General features: G+C 35.4%; 14 protein-coding genes and 1 pseudogene. 4 read left to right on the top strand and 11 right to left on the bottom strand.

The genetic code is table 11. The features are described from left to right. Positions 1 to 4 precede the first annotated feature (4 nt). Both Y7E_RS0111480 and Y7E_RS0111475 read right to left on the bottom strand, forming a co-directional pair. Positions 5 to 580, bottom strand: a complete 576-nt coding sequence (locus Y7E_RS0111480) for a hypothetical protein (protein WP_017151397.1) — start codon at positions 578 to 580, stop codon at positions 5 to 7. A gap of 37 nt (positions 581 to 617) precedes the next feature. Continuing rightward, positions 618 to 1,661 carry a nuclease-related domain-containing protein gene (locus tag Y7E_RS0111475; RefSeq protein ID WP_017151396.1) on the bottom strand — a complete coding sequence of 348 codons (1,044 nt, stop codon included), beginning with the start codon at positions 1,659 to 1,661 and terminating at the stop codon, positions 618 to 620. A 328-nt stretch (positions 1,662 to 1,989) separates the two neighbouring features. Here Y7E_RS0111475 and Y7E_RS33620 point away from each other — a divergent pair, with 328 nt between their 5' ends. After that, entirely contained in the window at positions 1,990 to 2,127 is a 138-nt protein-coding gene (locus tag Y7E_RS33620; protein ID WP_017151395.1) for a hypothetical protein, read from the top strand. A gap of 207 nt (positions 2,128 to 2,334) precedes the next feature. Here the strand turns inward: Y7E_RS33620 and Y7E_RS0111465 are convergent, their stop codons facing one another. Continuing rightward, positions 2,335 to 3,939 carry an esterase/lipase family protein gene (locus Y7E_RS0111465; protein WP_017151394.1) on the bottom strand — a complete coding sequence of 535 codons (1,605 nt, stop codon included), beginning with the start codon at positions 3,937 to 3,939 and terminating at the stop codon, positions 2,335 to 2,337. 248 nt (positions 3,940 to 4,187) lie between these two features. Here Y7E_RS0111465 and Y7E_RS34295 point away from each other — a divergent pair. After that, positions 4,188 to 4,313: pseudogene (locus Y7E_RS34295) on the top strand (YxiF family protein); the annotation flags it as partial. Between the two features lie 25 nt (positions 4,314 to 4,338). On the opposite strand, the gene Y7E_RS0111460 reads toward Y7E_RS34295, so the two are convergent. The 5 genes from Y7E_RS0111460 to tkt form a co-directional block, all read right to left on the bottom strand. Continuing rightward, positions 4,339 to 6,102, bottom strand: coding sequence for an ABC transporter ATP-binding protein (locus Y7E_RS0111460; RefSeq protein WP_017151393.1), 1,764 nt, complete (start codon positions 6,100 to 6,102; stop codon positions 4,339 to 4,341). Beyond that, positions 6,102 to 7,853 (bottom strand): ABC transporter transmembrane domain-containing protein, encoded by a 1,752-nt coding sequence (locus tag Y7E_RS0111455; RefSeq protein WP_017151392.1) that lies wholly within the window; start codon positions 7,851 to 7,853, stop codon positions 6,102 to 6,104. Before Y7E_RS0111455 ends, Y7E_RS0111460 begins: the two co-directional genes overlap by 1 nt. A gap of 125 nt (positions 7,854 to 7,978) precedes the next feature. Further along, positions 7,979 to 8,200 (bottom strand): YneF family protein, encoded by a 222-nt coding sequence (locus Y7E_RS0111450; protein WP_003199214.1) that lies wholly within the window; start codon positions 8,198 to 8,200, stop codon positions 7,979 to 7,981. A gap of 78 nt (positions 8,201 to 8,278) precedes the next feature. Continuing rightward, complete coding sequence (sirA, locus tag Y7E_RS0111445) at positions 8,279 to 8,719, bottom strand: sporulation inhibitor of replication protein SirA (RefSeq protein WP_017151391.1); 441 nt, start codon at positions 8,717 to 8,719, stop codon at positions 8,279 to 8,281. A 157-nt stretch (positions 8,720 to 8,876) separates the two neighbouring features. Next, positions 8,877 to 10,877, bottom strand: coding sequence for a transketolase (gene tkt, locus Y7E_RS0111440; protein WP_017151390.1), 2,001 nt, complete (start codon positions 10,875 to 10,877; stop codon positions 8,877 to 8,879). Positions 10,878 to 11,580: 703 nt separating this feature from the next. On the opposite strand from tkt, the gene Y7E_RS0111435 reads away from it, so the two are divergent. Next, the gene (locus Y7E_RS0111435) at positions 11,581 to 13,164 is read left to right on the top strand and encodes a bifunctional metallophosphatase/5'-nucleotidase (protein ID WP_017151389.1); all 1,584 of its coding nucleotides are present in this window, start codon (positions 11,581 to 11,583) and stop codon (positions 13,162 to 13,164) included. Between the two features lie 45 nt (positions 13,165 to 13,209). Here Y7E_RS0111435 and Y7E_RS0111430 read toward each other — a convergent pair whose 3' ends face one another. Both Y7E_RS0111430 and Y7E_RS0111425 read right to left on the bottom strand, forming a co-directional pair. Then, a complete protein-coding gene (locus Y7E_RS0111430) occupies positions 13,210 to 13,449 on the bottom strand; it encodes a DUF896 domain-containing protein (RefSeq protein WP_017151388.1) in 240 nt (79 codons plus the stop codon). Between the two features lie 45 nt (positions 13,450 to 13,494). Beyond that, positions 13,495 to 14,151, bottom strand: coding sequence for a YneB family resolvase-like protein (locus tag Y7E_RS0111425; protein ID WP_017151387.1), 657 nt, complete (start codon positions 14,149 to 14,151; stop codon positions 13,495 to 13,497). A gap of 142 nt (positions 14,152 to 14,293) precedes the next feature. On the opposite strand from Y7E_RS0111425, the gene lexA reads away from it, so the two are divergent. Beyond that, positions 14,294 to 14,914: a transcriptional repressor LexA gene (gene lexA / locus Y7E_RS0111420; protein ID WP_017151386.1), complete on the top strand. Its 621-nt coding sequence runs from the start codon at positions 14,294 to 14,296 to the stop codon at positions 14,912 to 14,914. Between the two features lie 55 nt (positions 14,915 to 14,969). On the opposite strand, the gene Y7E_RS33215 is transcribed toward lexA, so the two are convergent. After that, positions 14,970 to 16,165 (bottom strand): IS3 family transposase gene (locus Y7E_RS33215; protein WP_154652025.1). Its coding sequence is split into 2 segments (ribosomal slippage): positions 14,970 to 15,859 and positions 15,859 to 16,165, totalling 1,197 coding nucleotides; the frame shifts between segments, so codons are not numbered across the junction. Positions 16,166 to 16,220: the final 55 nt, after the last annotated feature.

The raw sequence follows: 16,220 nt of genomic DNA, 5'->3' as shown, positions 1-16,220 counted from the left end.
TATTTTAGTCTTTTTGTATTGTATACTCTATAATCTTGTCATTATTATCAAATTGAAGAACAAGACACTCACTATCTATAGAAATGAAGCCTCTCTCATCGCCAAGATAGTACAAAGTTTGAGTCATCTCCTCAAAACGCCTTGTTTCAGTTGGATATCCTAATATTTGTATAATTTCTTTCTTAGATTTTCCTACTAGTTTATGTTTAGCCAGAAGATCATCTACCATATATACTCGTTTCTGTTCATTTTTTAACCATCTATCTGCATGAAACTTCGAATTATACTCATTTACACCTAGTTGTACGATACAAATACTAAATACTATTGCTCCCAAAATTGTAATCCCTTTAAATCTTCTCTTATATGTCCCCTTATTATCACCTACAGAAAAATGTAAAATGATCCACTGAATAACAAATAAAAGAATAAACGGAAGCGATACCGCTAAAACACTAACCATACTATAAGACGAATGAATCATGCTAATGATAAATATGAAAGCAAGATATACGAACATATATAAAACAATATAAACATACAATGTTCCCCACAATAGAAAATCTCTATATTTCCCCAATAACCTCCCCCCTTTTACCACACATCATATTTTTCTTTTACACCTTTCCTTCTTCCAGGCGCTTGACCATTTCTTTTATCTCTTGTAATTCTTGCACTGTATATAGTATTTTCCCTTCTATTCTTTCATTTCTAAAATAAGTAACAAGTTGCTCTCTATCTTTCAACCTAGGCAGTACTTCATTAGAAAGATCAATCATTTCATTCTCACTTCCCTTTGTCTCATTCCCGAAATATACAATTGACTTTACTTCTTCTTTTAGAACTTGCGGATTTATCTCTTTCAAGTAATCATATAAAATTGTTGAGAGGCGTTTCGCTTTATAAACAGGGTTCCCAACATTTTCTACCTTTAGAGTCATTGAATCTCCCTTTTTCATAAAAACAAATGTCTCTTCCTTCTCATATTCATGTTGATATTTACCAATCTCATCAATCATAAATGAATATACTCCTGCATTTTCTTTCGTCAATCCATGTATCATTCTTCCTTGCCACTTTGTTGTCTCAATTACATATATTCCTGTTGTCGATAACAATATATGATCAACTCGAGTATGTCCCATTTTATTTCCGTTTCTACTATGTACTTTAGGAAGAAATATATTTGGAATAATATGTAGTTCGTCTTCAGCTATGATTCCTTGCTGAACAAACCCTCGTTTCATATAATGTAATATTTCATGCGTATTCATTTCTTCACCATTTCTAGAATACGATCTTAATTCTGTAATTAAATTTTGGAACATATGGATCTCGTTACTATGTTTCTGTTGCATTTCACTACGCTCTTTACTATATTGCATCGCTAATTGATTCTTCATCACTCTCATGCTTTCTACTTCTCTAGCTGCACTCTCTTTTAAATTATTGTACTTTTTACGTTCTATGTTTTTTAATGTCTCTTGCTTTTCTTCATAATCCGCTACAGTTGCAGCCATCTCACTTTGATAGTTTTCTATTGACTTTGTCTTTTCAAATTCTACTTGTTGGTTCTCTGATTCTAACTGCTTATTCTTATAAAACAGTACAAATACTCCGGCTAATAATGCTAAAATTACACATATAAGTACGTATTCCATCTTTTTTCTCCTTTATGCCTTAGTAAAATATTACCTAAATTTTTAAATTCAGTTTTAATCTATTATACTACGTATTATAATAATGCTCTGCAAAACTTAGATATATTTTGCATACTTTATTTGCTATAAAAAATTGCAGGTAACTTGAAAACTAGAAATGCTCAACCGTATAAAGTTCCGAATATATAGAAAATATATGAGGGGGCTTTTTACATATAGCAATACATTTAACGATGAATAAAGCGTTTGAAGATGAAGAGATAGTTGTATATCAATATAAATATAAGTAGACGGAGAGGATTCCTCAATACAAAGGAGAAGATTACTTATGGCCATTCATATAACGATGAACAAAGAATTTGAAGATGCGAAAATAGTTGTATATCAATATTATCCATCAGAATCTCCGGAAAAAGTTATTTTCATAAACAAGAGCAGTAAAAATATCGATAATCAGATATGCTAGTATAAAAAAGCCTTCAGGAAAACCTTGTTCTCTCAGTTTCCCCTGAAGACCTCTTGTATTTTGATAACCCTTTGCTTCACTGTATATAGACCTGATTTTTTACTATATTCCCTCCATTTTCTTTACATATTTCTATATCTTTTTGAAAAGAGTATATTTAATAATTCAATCATAAAATAAGATTTAAAGTGTACTGCCTCATACTTTTTATTCTTCAATATACACAGAACGTACAATCGTACGAGTATAAGCTTTACCTTCTGGGTTAGTACCTTTAATATCAATCGTCACATTATATACACCTGATTTTTTAATATGATTCAAAGAACCTGTGAACGTATCTTCATCCCACTTTTGTAGCTGATTCGATTGCGATACTAAATTTCCTTCTCGATCAACAACTCGTACAGTGAAAGAAAGATTCTCTTGTTTTATTGGTTCTTTAGTAGATTGTTTCAATTGAAATTCAGCCTTTTTCGCTTTGATTTTCCCTGGCATTTTCAAAGTAAATGGTGCTTTTTGTTTGTAGTCAGTAACAATCACATAAGCATCTTTTGCATGTGCTGTCATTATTTTAACATGCCATTCCCCGATTTCCATTTGATTTATTTTAAATGTTCGAATGGACGCACCCTTAAAGTAGGAAGTTTCATCTCCTACCGTAAACTTACTATCTTCATTCGTATATACTTTGCCCGATGGAGAAATAAGTTGTATGTTCACTTCTGAAGATGCTGTTAACACAGAGACAACACCTTCTGTTTTTGTATCTATGGCAATCTTTTGATCAACCCATTTATTCGGCTCCAATTCTCCACCTAAAACGGTTTGATTAGAAGTAGTATTTAAATTATCAACAAATTCCCTATTATTATTTAAAGTATAAGGAACGAATGTAGCGGTAGAAGTACGTAAATATGGTTCGATTCGAGAAAAGACGGCCGAACCTTTTCGAATATCATCATGATCAAATCTAGAATCGGTAAATAAATGTGTTCCATAAGGTAATTTTGTACTCCATTCATTCACTAAACCATCATTAGAACCATACGCGGAAAGATATAATCCGCCTAAAGATAAAGCAGAGAAAGCCGGTCCCCAACTAGTACCTGCAACTGTATAATAGCGATTCAATTTAACATTCGGATTGTTATCTATTACGGAACGAAATTGTGCCATTTCACCTGTTTGTAAAGAATAAGTGCCATCGTCTCTTTGCCCAAGTAATGACGCCAACCACCCCGCCCACCAACTATAGGATAAGTCTGCTAAATTTGATCCATAATGCGGCGAAGCTAGTGTAATAACTTTTCCTACAAAACGATTCGCACCATATTGAATGAGTGCTGCTTGGGTGTCAATTCCACCTTTACTATGAGCCACAATATTCACTTTTTTCCCAAAATGATTATAAATCTCCTCTAGCTTGATAGCCAACAATTTACCATTGTCCCACTGACTTGCAGATCCCTTTCCAGCTGCATCGTATAATTGAATAAATACAGTTTGATATCCTGCACGATAAGCATACTCATACATGTCGTTTACATCGTGATAAACTGTTTTTCCATACCAACTATCTGCACTTCCATTTCTCCCTTGTACAAAAACAATCGGTGGCCTATTTTCATCATAATTTAAAGGCTTCTCACCTAAAAACCAATCTCCTGGATTAAATGTTTCTTTTGGTGGAAGCATCTCCCTATAAATTGGCGTAGTATTTGTCTCAGCAGTTGCAACACCACCAACAGAAGTAACAAGTAAAATGAATGTAGCAATCAACACCATACATCTCTTAAACGACACTTGCATAATAACCCCTCCTTTTTTTTCCGAAAGACGATGCAGAGTTTATAGCTTGCTATGCTATTGCAATGCAATAACTTCTATAATTTCTAGGTCTCATTTTCTTCTAAAATTTCTAAGGGTCATATTTATTCAATTAATGAATATGATAGCTTGACCACATCGTTTTATTCTTTATAAACGATATTCTTCCTGTACTTCTTAATTCCTTTCATTCATCAATAGTACAAATGTTTCTCAACAAAAAACTCACTGATTTTATATTAGTTGGAGATGATTTAGAAATTGGTGTATGTATTGAAAGAACAGAGTATCATTACGAATTCAGTATGTGGGGCGTAGCAGAAATTACAGCAGTGAGGGTATTTTTAAAAGAATAAAAAAGAGGCCTTCAAAACCTCAATACTACAAGGCTTTCTGAAGGCTTCCTCTATTCTGAAGTAAATACATATTGTAATACAACCCTTGCTTACTCAGTAACTCTTGATGTGTTCCTCTTTCTACAATTTCCCCATCATGCATAACAAAGATTTGGTCAGAGTCTTGAATAGTAGATAAGCGGTGTGCGATTGCAATTGTTGTTCTACCTTTTCGCATGCGCTGCAATGCTGTTTGAATTGCTTCTTCCGTTTCTGTATCAATATTTGCCGTCGCTTCGTCTAATACTAACACTTTCGGATTTGTCGCAATTGTTCTTGCAAAAGCAATGAGTTGCCTTTGTCCACTTGAGAACGCAGCCCCTCTTTCTACTACTTCTGTATCATACCGCTCTGGTAACTTTTCAATAAACGTATTTGCTTGCACAAATCTAGCAGCTTCTTCTACTTCTTCATCAGTAATGCTTTCATTATACATACGAATGTTTTGTTTTACATTTCCAGCAAACAAGAATGCATCTTGAAGTACAAGTCCAATTCTCTTTCGAATTTCCTGCTCTTCAAATTTTTCTAAGTTTACACCGTCTATTAAAACATTACCCGACTTAATATCATAAAAACGCATCAATAAGTTCATAATTGTACTTTTCCCGCTTCCAGTGTGCCCAACAAAAGCTACTGTTTGCCCAGGTTTTACATGGAAAGATACATTTTTTAAAACATCACGTTTTTCATCGTATGAAAATGTAACATCTTTAAATTCAATTTCTCCTTCGTGCACTTTCGGCTCTTCATTCCCTTGTTGAACAGGTGCTAAATCTTTTTCATCCATCAAATGAAAGACACGTGATGAAGAAACAAGTGCTTGCTGGAAGAAAGAGAGTTTCATCATCATTTCATTTACAGGTTGGAAGAAACGATGAATATAGTTAACAAAAGCGTATAATACACCAACTTCAACCGGACTATTCAATGCATCTATTCCAAATAATGCGAGCACTAATGCAATCGCCACAATATGAACAAGATCTGTTGCCGGGCGTAAAAACAATGCATCTAGTTTTAACGTACGGCGCCCGGCACCGTAATGCTTATCATTCACTTCTTCAAATTCTTTTCGCATCCGTTTTTCTTGGCGAAATACTTGCACAATATTCATCCCTTGAATCGATTCATTAAGCTTTGCATTTAAAATACTTAATTGATTGCGGAGTTCTAAATAAAAAACAGAGCTTTTCCTGCGATACATCGCCATAATCGTCAACATAATTGGAATTAATAAAAGAGAGAACAATGCAAGTTTTACATCTAATAAAAACATCGCCACTAAAATCCCGATTAAAAACACGACATTTTTTACAAATGTTGATAACACACTGACATAGAAATCTTTAATTGCTTCGGTATCATTGGTAATACGGGATACGAGAGTACCAATTGGCGTACGATCAAAAAAGCTTAGTGACAACCTTTGTACATGTTCATACACTTCAACCCGCATGTCTTGCACAATTTTGAATGCAATATTTTGGAAATATAATAAATTTAAATACGTAAATAAAACCTTTAGTAAATGAGCAATCATATATACAACAAATAGAGTCACAAGTGCTGACTGTTCAAAGTTACGAGGAACTAAATGTTCATCAAGAAACTGCTTAATTAAAAACGGGCCCATCATTTCTGTAACAGTTGCCCCAACTAGAAGTAGAAATGCCAGCGACAATAAGCCTTTATATGGTTTCATATAAGAAAGTAATCGCCATAAATCGCTTCTTTTTTTCTCAGCCATTATATGCCTCCCTTCTCAACTAATGCTTCTAACTGCTGGCTTTCATACATCTCTTTATACCAACCTTCTTGCCCCATTAGTTGCTCATGTGTACCACGCTCTACAATTTTCCCTTCATCAATAACAAGGATAAGATTTGCATGTTGAATGGCACTTAACCGATGCGCTGTAATAATCGTTGTTTTTCGCTCTCTTTCTCGTTTCAGCGCTGTTAAAATTGTTTCCTCTGTCTTTGCATCAACTGCGGATAGACAATCGTCTAAAATTAAAATTTCAGCATTTGTTAGTAAGGCCCGGGCGATAGAAATCCGTTGCTTTTGTCCACCTGATAACGATACCCCTCGTTCGCCTACTACCGTATCATACCCTTCTGAAAATTGAACAATATCATCATGAATACAAGCTATATCAGCAGCACGTGCAATTTCTTTATATGTAGCATCAGCCTTTCCAAATGCAATATTTTCACCTATACTTGCTGAAAATAGGAAATGGTCTTGAGGAACATACGAAATAGCAGATCGAATTCCATGAAGCGTCATATCACGAATATCTTTCCCTCCAACTTGCAGCGATCCATTAAAATGATCATATTCCCTAATTAAACATTTTAACAATGTAGTTTTCCCTGCACCAGTGCGGCCAACAATACCCAATGTTTCGCCCTTTTTTAATGTGAAATGAATATCTTCTAAATTAAGAGTTTCATTTTTCTTATAGGAAAATGTATCAATTGCAAACGTTATATCACCACTTGCATCTTTATTTATTGCTCCTTCTCTACTTACAACATCTGAAGTTTGAGATAATATTTTTTCCACACGGTCATATGAAGCACGGCCACGTTCCATAATATTAAACAGCCAACCAAATGCGAGCATCGGCCAAACAAGCGTCCCTAAATATGTTGTAAATGTAATTAACTCACCAACTGTCAGTTCTCCGCGAACAACCAATAATGAGCCATAACACACAGCGATTAAGAATGAAAAACCAACAATAAGAGAAATTGTTGGATCAAACAATGAATCGATACGCGCAACTAACATATTTTTCTGCACAACATCTTCTGACTTTGTTCGAAATGCTTGTAAATCTTCCTTTTCTTGACCAAGTGAGCGTATCACCTTCATCCCGCTCATACTTTCTTGTACTTTGTCATTGATTTCAGAAAACGCTTGCTGTGCTTTATGAAAACGTCTGTGTAATAAAGTACCATAATAATTAGTCGAAATCGCTACAATTGGCATCGGAATTAAGCTTAACAATGTTAACTTCCAACTAATTGTAAAACCCATAGCCACTAGCACACATCCACCTACGGCTAACGAATCAACAAGCGTCAAAACGCCCGCTCCAGCTGTCTGTTGGATTGCTTGAATATCATTCGTTGCATGTGCCATTAAGTCCCCAGTACGATGTGATTGATAAAAAGACGGACTCATGTTTGTAAAATGTTCATATAAATTTTTCCGTAATTGGCGCGCAAGCTTTAAAGAAGACCCAAAAATCATAATACGCCATATGTAACGTAATATATACATTGTAATCCCGACAGCCACTAAAAGAACAACCCACTGTAACAACTTTTCAGAGGTTAGCGTTTGGTTGTTAATTTCGTCTACGACAATTCCAATTACTTTTGGTGCAACAAGCTCAAGAAGCGCTACACCAAATAACAAAATAATTCCCGTTATGTACGCCCGTTTTTCTTGTTTAAAAAACCACGCTAAATTAAAAAATACCTTCATTATATCCCCCTCCCCTTGAAATGAGCGATGTTTTCAGTTTATCAAAAATACAGAATTTTTAAAAGTTTCAAGCGCCAAAGTTTTCCAAAAGGAAAGGACACTCTTGTCGAGTGTCCCTTTAGCGCTTATTTCATTTGTTGTTTGTTCATTGCGCTCATCATTTGATTGATTTTCTTTTGGGATGGTTTTTGTCCCATTTGCATCATCATCATTTTTAACATTTGTTCATTGATTGGTGGATTTTTCTGCAAGTAATTCATCATATATTTGCGGGCGATGAAAAATCCTAACGCCACGCCTGCTACTAGTGCTAATACGCCCACTAGAACAACTACCCAAATTGACATATATTTTCCTCCTTCATGTTGTCTACCTTACAGTGTACTAAAACCTTTTCAATAAGACAAGATTGTATTCGACATTTTTTACACATATGTTCGTGCTTGTTTCAGAGGATTTAGCCAACCATACTTTTTATTGTCATAATCCATTGCTAAAAATGTCAATTCACATTTCCTGAGCACTTCAAAGAAAGTTGTTTCCATCGATACATTTCCAGATGTACTCATTTGAATATATTGTGATTTCACCGTTATTTCGCCGTATTCTGCCCCAGTATAAAGCATGTGTGTATGATGTGTTCTATCATATTTTCCAAAGCAACGTAAAACCTGTTCTAATTTATGGTGAATTTTCATTACTTGTAATGGCATCGTAATATACATCATCTGTTTATATAACACTTTCTTTTCCGAAAGGGAACCAGATTCTGAAAATCGAGCAAATAAATCAAAAAACAAATACTCCCGACCAAAGTATGCCTTCGCAATATCTTCTTGAATTAAATACAATTCATACGTTTTCATACTTTCCCTCCCGCTCTGGACAACCTTTTTCTCTACATTATATAAAAGAAAATATGCAATGATTGTCTGACTGCGGAGAAAGAAAAAACTTTTTCTGTCGAATAAGCTCATTTACATAGAAAAATCTCTCCATGCCGGAGAGATTTTTCACAAATCATTAAAGCATTTCTTTTACTTTACGAACAACATTTTCTACAGTGAATCCATACTCTTCCATAATCTTTTCACCAGGAGCAGAAGCACCGAATGTATCGATACCTAGTACATCTCCTTCAAGACCAACATAACGATGCCATCCGAAAGTAGCACCCATTTCGATTGCGAAACGTTTCGTTACTGCTTTTGGTAATATAGATTCTTTGTATTCAGCAGATTGTGCTTCAAAGCGATCCATAGATGGCATGCTAACAACAGCTGCATCAATGCCATCTGCTGCTAATGTTTTTTGTGCTTCAATCGCTAAGCTTACTTCAGAACCAGTCGCAAGTAAGATTGCATCTGCAGTTTCTTTCTTGCTTGCAGAAATTACATATGCACCTTTTGCTACTTTTTCATACGTATCGTCTTTTGCACCTTCTAATGTTGGAAGATCTTGACGAGTTAAGATTAATGCAGTTGGTTTATTTGTAGATTCTAAAGCTAATTTCCAAGCTGCAACAGACTCGTTTCCATCAGCAGGACGGATAACAGATACGTTTGGCATTGCACGAAGCGCCGCTAATTGCTCGATTGGTTCATGTGTTGGACCATCTTCACCAACAGCGATACTGTCATGTGTAAACACATATGTTACAGGCAATTGCATTAATGCTGCAAGACGGATTGCTGGGCGTAAGTAATCGGAGAATACGAAGAACGTACCACCGTAAGTTTTTAAACCGCCATGAAGTGCGATACCGTTCATTGCTGCACCCATTGCAAATTCACGTACACCGTACCAAATATTTTTACCGCTGTAGTCAGCTCTTGTGAAGTCTTTTTCGTTATTCATGTATGTTTTGTTAGAACCAGCAAGGTCTGCAGATCCACCAAAGAATGATGGTACAGCTTCAGCAATCGCGTTAATTACAGCACCTGAAGAAGAACGAGTTGCTGTTTTTGATCCTAATTCATAAGTTGGTAAGTTTTTATCCCAACCTTCTGGAAGAAGACCTTTCATTGCTGCTTGTAATTCATTTGCTAATTCTGGATATGCTTGTGCATATTCACCAAGCATTGTGTTCCATTCAGCTTGTGCTGTCTCACCAGCATCTTGTACTGTTTTACGGAAGTTATCATATACTTCTTCTGGTACATGGAAGTCTTGCTCAGTTGTCCAAGCATATGCTTCTTTTGTTAATTTTGTTTCGTCTACTCCAAGTGGAGAACCGTGTGAAGCAGATTTCCCTGATTTGTTTGGAGAACCAAAACCAATTGTTGTTCTTACTTCGATTAGCGTTGGGCGTTTTTCGTCAGCTTTTGCTTCCTCAATTGCTTTCGCAATTGCTTCTACATCGTTTCCATCCTCAACACGGATTACTTGCCAACCGTATGCTTTATAACGATCTTCTACACTTTCAGAGAATGAACGATTTAAATCGCCGTCTAATGAAATATCGTTAGAATCGTATAACACAACAAGTCGACCTAATCCTAAATGTGCAGCTAATGAAGATGCTTCAGCAGAAACGCCTTCCATTAAATCGCCATCACCGCAAATTGCGTATGTATAATGGTCAACTACATTGTACGCATCACGGTTATACTTCGCCGCTAAATGTCTTTCAGCCATTGCCATACCAACAGCTGTTGAAATACCTTGTCCAAGTGGACCAGTAGTTGCATCTACGCCTGCTGTATGACCATACTCAGGATGTCCTGGAGTTTTACTTCCCCATTGACGGAAGTTCTTTAAATCATCCATTGTTACGTCGTAACCAGATAGATGAAGTAGGCTGTATAATAACATTGAACCATGACCTGCAGATAATACGAAACGATCGCGGTTAAACCACGTTGGGTTATTTGGATTATGTTTCATAAATTGCGTCCATAATGTATAAGCCATTGGTGCTGCACCCATTGGCATTCCTGGGTGACCAGAGTTTGCTTTTTCAATCGCATCGATGGATAATGTGCGAATCGTGTTGATAGAAAGTTGTTCGATTGAATGTGACATGCTATTCTTCCCTTCGCTTATATTAGTAAACGTTTTACACATTTATATGATAGCTTCCCACGCAAGATTATACAACATGTATCGACAAATATGTTGATGTTTTTTCGATTTTTTATAAAAAAAACTGTGATTTCTCGAATGTATGGGTATTCAATCTGTCATACTTTTTTATTGTTTATTTATTAATAATAAAAGGAATTATCTGTGTTTTCATGCATAACCACTAAAAACTTTTAGCAAATATTCTTTTTAATCATCTACCATACCCTCCTCCATTTACCATTAATTCACAATGTATATAATAGAAATAAATATATATTGATTTTCATCGTAAATATCAAATAAAAAAGCTGAGAGTGGAGGAATAATGAGTGAACAAGTAGCTTCATACAACTTTATAGTTGTTTTCCTCTTACTACAATTATTTCTATTTATCTTTCAGTAAAATCAAAATCGCCTTATAAATACATCCCAGATGTGGTCATGTTTATTCTCTCCATTGGTACGTTTAGCATACTGTACTTTGATCAAGGTGTAATTATAACGCTACATAAGAACAAATTCTTATAAAAATGAAACATCCCATCACCTCATAGAATATTAACATTCCCTCAAACTTTCCTCATATAAATATCAACAAAAATAAACCTAGATTATCTGTTATGATTTATCATAAAATAACAAAAAAAGAAGGTTGATAAGCTTGAATAAGAAGAACATTGTTCATATAAAAATTCTACTAACGAGCGATATACACGGTACGGTTTATCCAATTCATTATCGAAATAACGAAACAGCAGAATTAGGATTAGCCAAACTTGCAACACGTATCACACAAGAGCGTACCCAGCACGAACATGTAATTGTAATTGATAACGGTGATTTCATACAAGGAACTCCATTCACCTATTACTACACTAAATATATGCAACACGAAAAAAATCCAATGTCCATTATTGCCAATTATATTGATTATGATGCAGCGATTATTGGAAATCACGAATTTAACTACGGGATGGACGTATTAAATCAAGCTGTCACAAATGCCAATACACCCTATCTAGCCGCTAATATTTTAGATAAAGATACAAAGAAACCATATTTTGGGACACCATATATAATCAAACATATATATCCCGATATAAAAGTTGCCATTTTAGGAGTAACAACACATTACATTCCGAATTGGGAACAACCACATCATATTAAAGATTTAACATTTGAAAATGCACTAGGGGCAACAAAAAAATGGATTTCCTACATTCGTGAACAGGAGCAACCACATTTACTAATCGTAGCATATCATGGCGGCTTTGAACGTGATCTACAAACCGGAGAACCAACTGAAATTTTAACAGGAGAAAATCAAGGATATGCAATGTGTCAAGAAATAGAAGGAATCGATATATTATTAACTGGACACCAACACCGCTATATTTCTAATACAGAAGTAAATGGTGTGACAGTTTTGCAAACCGGATGTAATGGTCATTCATTAGGGAAAGTTCATGTGGAACTACAGCAAAATAAAAGTCGCTGGATTATTAAGGAATGCCATTCGGAACTTTTATCTGTCCAAGGCATTCCAGCAGATGAAACGGTCCTTGCACTCGTGTCGACTTATGAAAAACAAACACAAGAATGGTTAGACCAGCCTATCGGTATCATTGTAGGAGATATGTTGATTTATGATGCAATGCAAACACGTTTACAAGACCATCCCTTTATCGAATTTATAAATAAAGTACAGATGGAGGTAGCTGGAGTCCATATTTCTTGTACAAGCCTGTTTCATAATGAGTCTTCTGGCTTTCCAAAACATATTACAATGAGAGATATTGTTTCAAATTATATTTATCCAAATACATTAAAGGTCATACGAATTACAGGAAAAGATATAAAAGAAGCACTTGAGCTATCTGCTGAATATTTCACGTTACATACAGATGGGAATATTATTGTAAACCCTGCTTATATCGAGCCAAAACCACAGCATTATAATTACGATATGTGGGAAGGAATTTCATACATATTAAATATTTCAAAACCCGTTGGTGAAAGAGTAGTTTCCCTACAATATGACGGATCTCCCATTCACCTTGAGCAAGAATATGACGTAGTTATGAATAATTATCGCGCAAGTGGTGGAGGAAATTACTTTATGTATCAAAATAAGCCTATCATAAAAGATATACCAATCGATATGTCTGAGCTTATTGCAAATTATATTTTAGAGCGAGGGACAATTGAAGCGACAACCAATCGTAATTGGAAAGTTATCAAATAATAAATCTTTCTATTAAAATCAAAAAAGATGGGCTTCGCCCATCTTTTAATTTAACTTTGCATTATCTTGTTTTTTTAATGCTTTTAATTTCGCCGGTGTGATATCTTTACCTTCTTCGTTAACGACTTTAATGCCCTTTAATTCGTTTAACATATTTTGACGAAATCCTTTTAAATATTGTTCACGGAGCGATTGGCGCTCACGTTGTTCTTCTTCAGTTAATCCTTCAGCTTTTGCTTTTTTCGCTAAGAAATTAATGCGTTCAATGAGTTCGTGACTTAGCATCTCGAATCCCCTTTCTACTTAAAACTGATTATTATCATACAATAGTTAGTCTTGTTTTTCAAGCAATTGCTTCGTATATTCAACATACCTGCGATGTACAGTTGCTTTGGATACATCATGTCCAAAACCACGAAGCGTTGCAGCAATTTCTTCAAATGTTAATTCATTACGACGAAGACGTACAATTTCTTCAATCGGTACTTCTTTCTTCTCACGTCCTGTACTTAAATGACGATTTTTTAAATTTTTTTCTGGACGAAATCCCCTTTCTACCGCTCGCTGCATTCCACGTTTAATCTTCAAATTATGAATCTTTCTCTGATACTCTTCAACAATACCGATGATATCTAGTACCATAGAATCTGAATCAGAAAGCTGTAATTCACCATTATGTGTATGTGTATATACTTTTATCCCTTCTTTATGTAAACAATGCATTAAGGCAATCTTTGCATTTCCTCTTCCAAGCCGTGTTTCATCTTGAATGAGTAGCACATCAATCTCTTCATCTCGAATCATGTCTAGTACTTCTAATATACCGTCCCGTTCAATCGTATAGCCGCTTGCCTTCTCCTCAATTACCTTTATAACATTCATTTGATACCGCTTAGCTAAATGCAATAATTCATCTTTTTGGCGTGATAATGAAGTTTCTTGCGCTTCTTTCGTTGTGCTTACGCGGGCATAAATGATTGCATTCATTTTAAAACCTTCTTCCCCATTTCGATTTTTCCTTTAGTGTATCACAAATCGTCCTTTTGTTCGAACTTATGTTTGTAGAATGTTTTTTCGCATGTTATACTTATAAGTAAGAAAATTGAAAGAAAACGAGGTGTTAAAAAACATGGAAAAGTTAACAAAACGCCAGCAAGACATTCTCGACTTCATTAAGCTAAAAGTACAGGAAAAAGGTTATCCACCTTCCGTACGTGAAATCGGTCAAGCGGTTGGCCTTGCTTCTAGTTCTACTGTGCACGGACATTTATCACGTCTAGAAGAAAAAGGTTATATTCGACGTGATCCAACAAAACCAAGAGCCATTGAAATTTTAGGAGAAGTGAGAATTGAAACAGAAACACAATCAGTTGTTCAAGTCCCAATTGTAGGAAAAGTTACAGCTGGTTTACCAATTACAGCAGTTGAAAGTGTAGAGGAACACTTCCCACTTCCTGCAAGCATTGTTGCTGGAGCAGATCAGGTATTTATGTTACGAATCTCGGGAGACAGTATGATTGAAGCTGGTATCTTCGATGGAGACTTAGTTGTTGTTCGTCAGCAACATTCCGCATACAATGGCGAGATTGTCGTTGCTTTAACAGAAGATAATGAAGCAACTGTGAAACGTTTTTACAAAGAAAAAGATCATTTCCGCCTGCAACCCGAAAACTCTTCTTTAGATCCAATAATTTTAGATAAAGTTTCTGTTATCGGAAAAGTAATCGGTGTATATCGTGACTTACATTAAAAAATAGACCAGCAAGATGGTGTTAGCCCTGTCAAGTAGACAGCTATAAAAAAGACTAAGCAGCCATCAAGATTCGATATTCTATCGGAGCTCGGTGGTTGAGTCGTTTTTGGAATCGTTTATAGTTATAGAAGTAGATATATTCCTCAATTGCTTGTACTACTTCTTCTTCTGTTTTAAAATGGTGTAAATACAACATCTCCGATTTAAAATGGGAGAAAAATGACTCGATGCAGGCATTATCATGGCAGTTTCCTTTGCGAGAGTGGCTGCCGATGATACCCAAATCTGAAAGTCGTTTGTTGTAGACATGAGATGTGTACTGGAACCCTTGATCTGAATGAAGAATGGTTCCACGCACATCTCTTTTTTGTACCAAATTTTCAAGCGTATCTAATACGAGTTCATTGTCATTGCGTCTAGAGATTTTCCAAGAAACAATTTCATTATTATAAATGTCTTGCACGACAGAAAGATAGCGAAATCCATCTTGGATTCGTAAATACGTAATATCTGTAACGAGCGCTTCATTTTGTTTTCGATTTTTAAATTCACGGTTTAAAACATTCGGAAAAGTATTCGAATAATTCCCTTTAAAGAAGCGTCGCTTCTTACGAATAATAGATTGAATGTTGAGCTCACTCATTAATCGATAAACCTTTTTATGATTTACAAAGAAACCTTCCTCCTGTAAAGCTATTTTCATACGTGGATAGCCGTATTGTTTGTACTTCAGGTGGATAGATTGTATCACTTTTTTTAATTGTTGATCCGCTTCTGATCGTACATTTTTAGCTGTTTTCGCACGGATCCATTTATAATAACCCGCTCGATGTACACCTGCGAATTTAGTAAGCCAAGTGATCGGATATTTCATTTTTAACGATTCAATGATACGATATCGCTCCTTGTGCCTCAGTGCACCTCCATTTACAGATTTGGATAACGCTTTTTTAAATATGCAACCTGTGCCTTGTAGTAGTCTCTCTCTTCCTCCACACTGTTAAAATGGACACGTTTTCCTTTTAGAGGATTAGGAATACCTTGAGTTCCGCTATTTTTTCCACGAGTATCTGTAATATCACCCAATTCTTTATATTTTTTCACCCAATCCTTAAGTTGTGTAGAGCTCCTGATATTATATTGCTTAGCTATAGCTTGATAACTGCCTTCTCCATTTAAATAACTTTGAACAGCTGATAGTTTTAATCCATCTGAATACGTATTGAATGTTGTACCTTTTTTAACCACGAAAAATCCCCTCCAAGTAATAGTGTAACACCCATGTATGTACATGGTCTTTTTA

The organism is Bacillus bingmayongensis (assembly GCF_000299035.1).
In the GTDB taxonomy this organism is placed as follows: domain Bacteria; phylum Bacillota; class Bacilli; order Bacillales; family Bacillaceae_G; genus Bacillus_A; species Bacillus_A bingmayongensis.
This window is presented reverse-complemented; position numbering and strand designations above follow the sequence as displayed.